Annotated in this window: 5 protein-coding genes and 3 tRNA genes; 2 read left to right on the top strand and 6 right to left on the bottom strand. The window is 41.7% G+C overall.

The window, feature by feature from the left end:
* Nucleotides 1-260: 260 nt before the first annotated feature.
* From DV872_RS15265 to DV872_RS15240, 6 genes are all read right to left on the bottom strand, one after another.
* Nucleotides 261-333 (bottom strand) — tRNA-Val (locus tag DV872_RS15265).
* 19 nt (nt 334-352) lie between these two features.
* Nucleotides 353-425, bottom strand: a tRNA-Val gene (locus tag DV872_RS15260).
* Nucleotides 426-445: 20 nt separating this feature from the next.
* A tRNA-Val gene (locus tag DV872_RS15255) sits at nt 446-518 on the bottom strand.
* A gap of 91 nt (nt 519-609) precedes the next feature.
* Nucleotides 610-1,599 (bottom strand): hypothetical protein, encoded by a 990-nt coding sequence (locus tag DV872_RS15250; protein ID WP_114630815.1) that lies wholly within the window; start codon nt 1,597-1,599, stop codon nt 610-612.
* Between the two features lie 52 nt (nt 1,600-1,651).
* The gene (locus DV872_RS15245; protein WP_114630814.1) at nt 1,652-1,999 is read right to left on the bottom strand and encodes an HIT domain-containing protein; all 348 of its coding nucleotides are present in this window, start codon (nt 1,997-1,999) and stop codon (nt 1,652-1,654) included.
* A 70-nt stretch (nt 2,000-2,069) separates the two neighbouring features.
* Nucleotides 2,070-4,328 carry an adenosylcobalamin-dependent ribonucleoside-diphosphate reductase gene (locus DV872_RS15240; protein WP_114630813.1) on the bottom strand — a complete coding sequence of 753 codons (2,259 nt, stop codon included), beginning with the start codon at nt 4,326-4,328 and terminating at the stop codon, nt 2,070-2,072.
* Nucleotides 4,329-4,606: 278 nt separating this feature from the next.
* On the opposite strand from DV872_RS15240, the gene fusA (DV872_RS15235) reads away from it, so the two are divergent.
* Together fusA (DV872_RS15235) and fusA (DV872_RS15230) are read left to right on the top strand one after the other, a co-directional pair.
* Nucleotides 4,607-6,637: an elongation factor G gene (gene fusA / locus DV872_RS15235; RefSeq protein WP_114630812.1), complete on the top strand. Its 2,031-nt coding sequence runs from the start codon at nt 4,607-4,609 to the stop codon at nt 6,635-6,637.
* Between the two features lie 195 nt (nt 6,638-6,832).
* The gene (fusA, locus tag DV872_RS15230; RefSeq protein WP_114630811.1) at nt 6,833-8,887 is read left to right on the top strand and encodes an elongation factor G; all 2,055 of its coding nucleotides are present in this window, start codon (nt 6,833-6,835) and stop codon (nt 8,885-8,887) included.
* Nucleotides 8,888-8,914: the final 27 nt, after the last annotated feature.

Here is an 8,914-nt window from a genome sequence, read left to right as displayed (position 1 = left end):
ATTCCGGGAAAACCCACATGAATTTTGCTTTTCCCAAGAAGCATTTTGATGCGATTGGTTTGTATTCGTTTGTTGACAATTTGTTGTTGTATCGTAACGGTCTACGAACCGCCGTGGTACGGAACCGAATGCCCGGTGGTGTGAGAGGACGGAGGGCGTGAGCCCTCCTCCTACTCGATTAAAGCAGAGACGCACTTTATTTCCAGAATTAAAGGGATATTATAAATAAAAAAAGGAATACGTGGAAGTACTCCTTTTGATAGGCGTTGAGGGACTTGAACCCCCGACATCCTGCTTGTAAGGCAGGCGCTCTCCCAACTGAGCTAAACACCCGAAAAATAATAATAAAAAATGGGCGTTGAGGGACTTGAACCCCCGACATCCTGCTTGTAAGGCAGGCGCTCTCCCAACTGAGCTAAACACCCGAAAAATAATAATAAAAAAATGGGCGTTGAGGGACTTGAACCCCCGACATCCTGCTTGTAAGGCAGGCGCTCTCCCAACTGAGCTAAACACCCGTCAACCATCTTTTTAACGTTTGGCAATTTATCATAATGACTTTGTCAGGTCAATAGATTCCTGCAAAAAAAGATAATAAGATTGATCTGCTTAAAACTCTTCGATAAGCAGGACTTCTTCCTTTTTTATATCAAGATCAAAAAGATAGATTTTCCTTCGTTCCTTTGTAAATGCCACCATATCGCAAATTTTAAATACTCCCTGAATCATTACTTCTCTACTCTCCAGAGGCATAAGTACTTCCCCTTCCAGTATCTCCTGACGTTCTGAAGAACTCTGATCTATCAGGTATATCTCTGTAAGTTCCTGATCTGTCTCATTCTGAAGAACTATTATCATACTGTTAAGAACACTGTAATGATCCGTATCATAGAAAACCATAAAGTCTGCTTCCAGAGGAGTCTTCAGAACTTTTGTGAATTTTTTATCATCCGGACCAAGAAGATGTATTTTGTATGATTTTCCCTCTTCCAGAGGGAGAGGGAGTGTACGGCTTTCCGAAGGAAGGAGAACACCTTCTGTGAGATAATTATCCTCAAGAACGGTTCCGTCACTCTCAAGATAGATACGGAAGACAGGTGAATTGGTATAGTTGAATATCTCCATATCCACCAGCCCCCTTGGTTCAAAGGAGTCTTCGTTTACAAGTTCTGGTGGATCTGAAAAATGATCATCCCTGCTGAAAGGCTGAGCACCGTATACGGCATCGGGATCCGTTAAATCAGAATAAGCGTCAGGGAACTCAATATAATGTTCAGGTAGTATATAGACTATGCTGTTCTGCTCAATGGCTACATTTTCGATAATGTAGCTTTCCTGTGAAATACCGTAGAAATAAAAGCTGCAAAAAAGGATTTCATCGGGACAGTAAATATGAATATTATGCCGGGCTCCAGGTTCAAGACCGAGAACACCGAAATTATGGTAATAACTGTTTCCCTCGTCTTCTGTCTCAATAAATATTTCCTGAAATATTATCTCACCCTTGTTGATGATCGAAAAATCAAGAGATGAAAGCCCCATGGGTATGAGGAGCATGAGTAAGAAGATGTAAATCAGCAGTTTTCGAGAGATATACATGCCCTCTTTTTAATTAATCGAAAGGCCCCATAATTTGGGGCCTTATAAAACATCAGCCCGGAGGCCAGCTCATTTTTCTGTCGCCCAATATATGGGCATGAAGATACTCAACGGTCTGCTGACCATCTTCACCACAGTTCAGAACAATACGGTATCCATTCTTATCAAGCTCCAGAATAGTAGCTACTTTAGATACTGCCTTGAAAAAAAGACCTGTTTTGCAGGCATCGCTGTCCTGTAGAGCAGTAAAATCTTTCACTTTTACCTTAGGAACAACCAGTACATGAACCGGTGCCTGAGGATTGATGTCCCGGAATGCCAGAACATGTTCATCCTCATAAACCTTGTCAGAGGGTAGTTCTCCGGCAATTATTTTGTCAAAAATTGTTTCTTCTTCCATAGAGAGTGACCTCCGAATTAAAGCATATTTGTTGAAAATAATAGCCTGTATCCCGAAGGCCGTCCACCCTTTATGAACATTTACTCCAGCCGCACTCAGGACATGTCACACAACCATCACGGAAAATGAGCTTTCCTTCACATTCAGCACATTTATTTTCGCCGGCAATAACCTCTTCTCCATCAATAATATAGCGTTTAAGGACCCTGGACAGAGCTCTTTCAAAGTCTTCAAAGTTGGTATCTTTATTCAACTGGTCGATAATAAACTGCAGAGGAGTTCCGTGGCGGAGTGCCATTGAAAGAAATCTGGACAGTGATCCATTGGGAGAATCAAAGGTTCTGGTGAAGTCTTTGATTGTAGCCTCTACAGGACCGGATTCAACATGCAGATCATATCGGCCTTTTCCAGCCTTTTTGACCAGACCGCCAGAATATTTTTTAAGATCAATATGATTTTCCGGATCATCAATGGCAAACACTTCATAAAGACTCCCGTTCAGAATCCCTACCAGAATAATATATTTCTGCCCCTTCACTTTTATCTGATGAATCTCACAGGGCAGTTCCGAAGGACGCTCTGGTCCCAGAACTCTTTTTATTGTCTGATTATCTTTCTTCTCGGAGTATTCCAGTATACCTTTCATACTTCCATCGGGATTAAAGGTGGTAAAACCCTTCAGCCCCTGCTTGTATGCATACATATAGAGGTCTTTATACTCTTCAAATGTAGTCCCGGGGGGAAGGTTCAGTGTTTTTGAGATGCTGTGGTCAATATATTTCTGGAATACCGCCTGCATATCTACAGCTCTTCTGGGATCAATATCGACGGTTGTCACAAAATAATCAGGAGCATCTGCTACGGCAATATCTTCATCCTGAAGAGCAAGATACTCCATCCAGGAATAATCATAGACTGTTTCAGATCTTGTTTCATCATCCACACCGGTACGTACATTTCTATCGTACTGCAGGGCAAACATCGGTTCGATCCCTGAAGAGCAGTTCTGGCCTACAGAGAGTGAGGTAGTTCCTGTGGGAGCCACTGTATTGAGCTGTATGTTTCGCATACCGTTCTTTTCAATTTTCTTTCTGATATCCGCAGGAAGTTCTTTAATGAAATTTGCTTTAATCAGTTTTTGAATATCGCAGGCAGGAAAAGGCCCTTTCTCAGCAGCCAGATCAGCACTGGCACTATAGGAATTATCTCTCAGGGCCTTAGCGATTTTCTCACCCAGTTTAAGGGATTCATCACTTCCGTATTTGGTTTTCATCATGGCGAATGTATTGCCCAGAGCGGTAAACCCGAGTCCTATACGTCTCCACTGTTTTGAAAATTTTTCAATTTTATCCAGAGGATAATCTGTTTTATCAAGAACATTATCCAGAAAGCGAATACCAAGACGAACAGTCTTTTCAAATTCGGGAAAATCAAATTCAGCCTTGTCTGTAAAAGGTTCTTTAACGAACTTGGAGAGATTTATGGCAGACAGACAACAAAGTGAATAAGGAGGCATAACAAGTTCACCACAGGGATTCACACGGTCCATTTTAAATGCCCAGTAACCATTGTTATATTTTTCAATAAGATCCTGGTTGAAAATTCCCGGCTCATTATGAATAAAAGAGTTGCGCGAAACCAGATCGTTGAGATAACGGGCCTTTACGGTTTTGTAAACAATACCATTAAAAACCAGATCCCAGTCTGCGTCATCTTCAACGGCCTTGATAAAGGCATCAGTGATTTTGACTGAAATGTTAAACTGTGTCAGTTCCTTGTTATGATCACCCTGTTTTACAGTGATAAACTCCTCGATATCGGGATGGGATATATCAAGAAGAGCAATATGTGCTGATCTTCTATGACCCCCGGTAATTATGGTTTTAGCTGACTGATCAAAAATCCGCAGGAAGGATATTACTCCAGATGCCTGCCCGCCTTTGGAAAGAGCTGTGCTTTTAGGACGTAGTTTGGAGATATCAAAACCGACCCCTCCACCCATCTTACTGATCATTGCATCTTCTTTGAGTGAGTCGTAAATACCTTCCATGGAGTCTTCAACATCAATAGTGAAGCAGTTGTTATAGTTTTTCATGGGGCTTTCAGGCCGTGCATTTGCCAGGATACGACCGGCGGGAATCAATTTACCGCTAGTGAGCTGTTCAAAGATTTCCTCTTCAATTTTTTTCTTCTTATCCGCTTTTTCTGTTGATGCAATTTCCTTGGAAATACCTTTAAATACTTCTTCCGGTGTTTTTTCACCATGAAGCATATATTTCGCCTTAAATATCTCTTCACTCAATTTCTGATTCCACTTGAATTCGCTCATTAACCTTCTCCTGACATATATATGCTTGTTCGTTTTGATATCTTTTATTAAGTTATACAGCGCTGTTCCTGAAAAAGACTGTGCTGTTGTTTACAAATATATAATGCATAGAAGCGTTAATGACAAGGCATGTACACCACATATTGTGTGATATTTGATCAAAAGTGCAAAAGACTACTATTCGAGTGTTTAATAATATTTCTTCTTTTTAGATATTACGATTGATACCGGAGAGGGCTTTATGATAAAATCACGCGGAATTTGACAGGAGTAATGATATGTCCAGCCAGAAAATAAGAAATATCGGTATTATGGCCCACATTGATGCCGGAAAAACGACAACTACAGAAAGAGTCCTCTATTATACAGGTAAAAGCCATAGAATCGGTGAGGTGGACGATGGAAGCGCCACCATGGACTGGATGGAACAGGAACAGAACCGCGGTATAACAATCGTCTCTGCGGCAACCACATGTTTCTGGAAAGATCATCAGATCAATATTATCGATACTCCGGGTCATGTAGACTTTACCGCTGAGGTTGAGCGTTCGCTACGCGTCCTTGACGGTGCAGTGGCAGTGTTCTGTGCTGTAGGCGGTGTGGAGCCCCAGTCTGAAACAGTATGGCATCAGGCCGATAAATATAAGGTTCCCAGAATCGGTTTTATCAACAAGATGGACCGCATCGGAGCCGATTACTTTGAAGTAGTCAAGGAGATAGAGGAGAAGCTTAAAGCCTCTCCCCTTCCTGTTCAATTCCCCATCGGAGCAGAATCCGATTATGAGGGAAATATTGATGTAATTCAGATGAAAGAGATTCACTGGAATACAGCTGACAACGGTACGACTTTTGAAACCAGAGAGATCCGGCAGGAACTTCTGGGGCTTGCCGAAAAGTGGCGGGAAAACCTGATTGATAAACTTTCTGCATTTTCTGATGAAATGACAGAGCTTTATCTCGAGGGTGAAGATATTCCAGAAGAACTGATTCATTCAGTAATGAGAACAGAAACAATAAGTCAGAATATTCTTCCCATATTTGTTGGCTCCTCACTGAAGAACAAGGGTGTTCAACCCGTTCTTGATGCGGTGCTCTCCTATCTTCCAGCTCCTGAAGATCTACAGGACATTGAAGCGATATCAGTTAAGAAAGAAGAGCCGGTAACACTGAAACGTAGTATAAATGAAAAACCTTCGGGGCTGATCTTTAAGATTCAGCAGGACAAGGAAGCCGGACCCCTATGCTTTATAAGGGTCTACTCAGGAGAATTTAAATCCGGAACTCCTGTTATGAATGCCAATAAGAGAAAAAGGGAGAGGATCAACCGTCTCCTTAGAATGCATTCAAATCATCCAGAACAGATAAGCTCTGTTGCCGCAGGTGATATCGCCGTTATCGTAGGTTTGAAAATGGCACAGACAGGAGATACCATCTGCAGTGAAGGTTATCCAGTGATTCTTGAAAACGTGGATTTCCCTGAGCCTGTTATCTCTGTGGCCATTGAGCCAAAGACAATGAGTGACCAGGATAAACTACGGGGTGTTCTGGATACTCTCCAGAAGGAAGACCCTACATTCAAAGTAAAAGAGAATGATGAAACAGGACAGCTGATCATTTCAGGAATGGGTGAACTTCATCTGGATGTTCTGGTTACAAGAATTACCAATGACTACAAAGTTGAAGCCAATGTGGGTAAACCACAGGTTTCCTACCGTGAATCTGTGACAGAAACAGTATCTCACAATGAATTATTCAGCAAAGTCCTTGCAGGGAAGGAAAATCAGGCAAATATAACTCTTAAGGTTGAATCTCTTAAGAGAGGCTCAGGTAATAAGTTCACAAATGAAGTTCCCAAGAACAAGCTTCCCAAGGCAATGGTAGCTGCCGTTGAACGAGGTGTACTTAATGCAATGCAGTCGGGAACACTTATGGGTTATGCCACTATTGATATGGGTGTCACACTGACTGCAGCCGTTTATGATGAACTAAATTCAAGTGAACTGGCTTTTGAGACAGCCGGGGCTCTTGGATTTGACAATGCATGCCGTAAGGCCTCTCCAGTACTTCTGGAGCCGGTTATGGAAGTTGATGTTATGTGTCCACCAGAGTATGTGGGGGATGTCATCAGCCAGCTTACACAACGGGGAGGAATGGTCAGTTCAATGGAATCCAGACCGGCATTTGAGCTTGTAAAAGCCCAGGCTCCCATGGTTAAAATGTTTGGATATACGACCTCATTACGGAGTCAGACACAGGGAAGAGGAACATTCTCTATGGAATTTTCCCATTTTTCTGCAAAAATTGATTGATTTAATACAAAAATAACAGTTTTTAAAACAAACTGCTGCTGTAAAAGAGTTTAATAACAAATTTTCAGCAGCAGTTTCTTTTTTATCTCCTCATTACAGCTCTAAAAGCACAGAAAAGATTCAAATAACATTTGACGGCCCTTGATTACGGGATCTATGATAAAAGTATCATTATCCGAATTAAGGAGGACTAAGGTGGCTTTTACAACCGATACCATCAGAAACATTGCAGTTTGCGGGCACGGTGACACCGGTAAGACGACTCTGGTTGAACAGATTCTATTCAATGCCGGTGTAATTGCTAAAGCGGAGACAGTAGATTCAGGTCGTACTGTCAGTGATTTTACAGAAGAAGAAATTGAAAAAAAGATTTCTATTCATACTTCCCTAACCAATGTTATTTGGAAAGATACAAAAATCAACATCTTTGATACTCCCGGTGCTTCTGACTTTGTAGGAGAGGTCGTCTCTTCTTTCAGAGCCGCAGAATCGGCAGTTATGCTCATAGGAGCCAGATCAGGTGTACAGATTGAAACCGTAAAATTATGGCGACGTCTGAATGCCCGTGATATGCCGAGAATTGCGTTTGTAAATAAAATGGAAAAAACAAGAGCCGATTTTTATAAGGTTCTTGATGATTTGAAGGAATTTAAGATTACGGCAATTCCACTGACTATCCCCATGGGACAGGCTGAAGATTATCAGGGTGTTATTAACCTGATGACCATGAAAGCCTACAAGAAAGACGGGGGCGGAAAAGAAGAGAATGCCATTGATATTCCTGAAGAATATAAGGAAATTGCAGAAGAATATCATCTGAAGATGATTGAAATGGCCGCTGAAGGTGATGATGGTCTGACTGAAAAATACTTTGATGAAGGAACTCTCTCAATAGAAGATGCGATCAAGGGACTCCGTGAGGGGCTGTTTTATAACAGATTTGTTCCGGTATTTTGCGGAAGTGCTGTTTATAATTCAGGAATAACCCCCATGATGGACTTTATCGCCATGGAATCACCGGCTCCCGGCCGTGTGGAAGAACCCTGTATCAGCGGTGAGAAATCAAAGATGGTCTCCATTGAAGGCAGTACATCCGGTGTTATTTTCAAGACTATGATTGATAAGTTTGCCGGTAAAATGTCCTATGTTAAGGTTATTACCGGAAAACTGACTTCAGGTTCAGATATTTATAATGCACGAGAGGAGAAAAAAGAGAGAATCAATAAACTCTTCCTCTGTGAAGGCAAAGATCTTAAAGAGACAAATGAAGTACATGCCGGTGATATTGCCGTTCTGACTAAAATTGAATCTCTTCAGACTAATGACAGTATCTGTGCATCAGATGATATCATTCATTACAAATCATTGTCCCTTCCCCACCCTGTATACAGCCTGGCAATCAATGCAGAGAATCAGAAAGAGGAAGACAAGATGTCTGCACAGCTGCATAAAGTGGCAGAAGAAGACCTTACTTTCACTATCAAATATAACGAAGAGACTAAAGAAACTGTAATTTCCGGTATGGGTGAACTACATATAAACATCATTCTTGAAAAACTTCTTAAGAACTTCAAGATCAATGTAAACAGAAGAACACCCAGGGTTCCCTACAGAGAAACCATCACGGGATCTTCCGATGCTGAATACACTCATAAGAAACAGTCCGGCGGTCATGGTCAGTACGGTAAAGTCTGCATCAGGATCAAACCACTTGAACGTGGAAAACACTTTGAGCTGAGCAACGATATCAAGGGAGGATCTATCAGTAAGGGTTATATGCCCGGCATTGAGAAAGGTCTACTTGAGAGTATGGATGAAGGCTTCCTTGCGGGTTACCCTCTTATGGATATAGCTGTATCCGTATATGACGGAAAAGAGCATCCTGTAGATTCATCTGAAATGGCTTTTAAACTGGCAGCAAAACATGCCCTGAAGGAAGCTGTTGAAAAGGCAAAACCAACCCTGCTTGAACCTGTTATGAATCTGACCGTCTTTATTGAAGATCAGTATATGGGTGATGTACTTTCCGATCTTTCTACAAAGAGAGGCCGGGTACAGGACCAGCAGCCTGTAGGCGGAGGAATTCAGTCAATTCAGGCTCAGGTTCCACAGGGAGAACTGATGCGTTACAGTATCGATCTGAAATCAATGACCTCCGGTACAGGAGCATTTGAGGTTGAGTTCAGTCATTATGATTCTGTGGGAGGAAAGATTGCACAGGATATTATAAAATCTTCTCACCCAATGTAATTCTGGAATAAAAGTTTAATTATTACG

Origin of the sequence: Oceanispirochaeta sp. M1, assembly GCF_003346715.1 — a bacterium.
In the GTDB taxonomy this organism is placed as follows: Bacteria; Spirochaetota; Spirochaetia; order DSM-2461; family DSM-2461; genus Oceanispirochaeta.
Note: the sequence above shows the minus strand (reverse complement) of the source record. Positions and strands in the feature narration are given on the sequence as shown.

Bases quoted from the DNA above. Each gene is read 5' to 3' on its own strand.
- DV872_RS15250 (WP_114630815.1), bottom strand. From the start codon at position 1,599: ATGTATATCTCTCGAAAACTGCTGATTTACATCTTCTTACTCATGCTC.
- DV872_RS15240 (WP_114630813.1), bottom strand. From the start codon at position 4,328: ATGAGCGAATTCAAGTGGAATCAGAAATTGAGTGAAGAGATATTTAAG.
- fusA (WP_114630812.1), top strand. From the start codon at position 4,607: ATGTCCAGCCAGAAAATAAGAAATATCGGTATTATGGCCCACATTGAT.
- DV872_RS15245 (WP_114630814.1), bottom strand. From the start codon at position 1,999: ATGGAAGAAGAAACAATTTTTGACAAAATAATTGCCGGAGAACTACCC.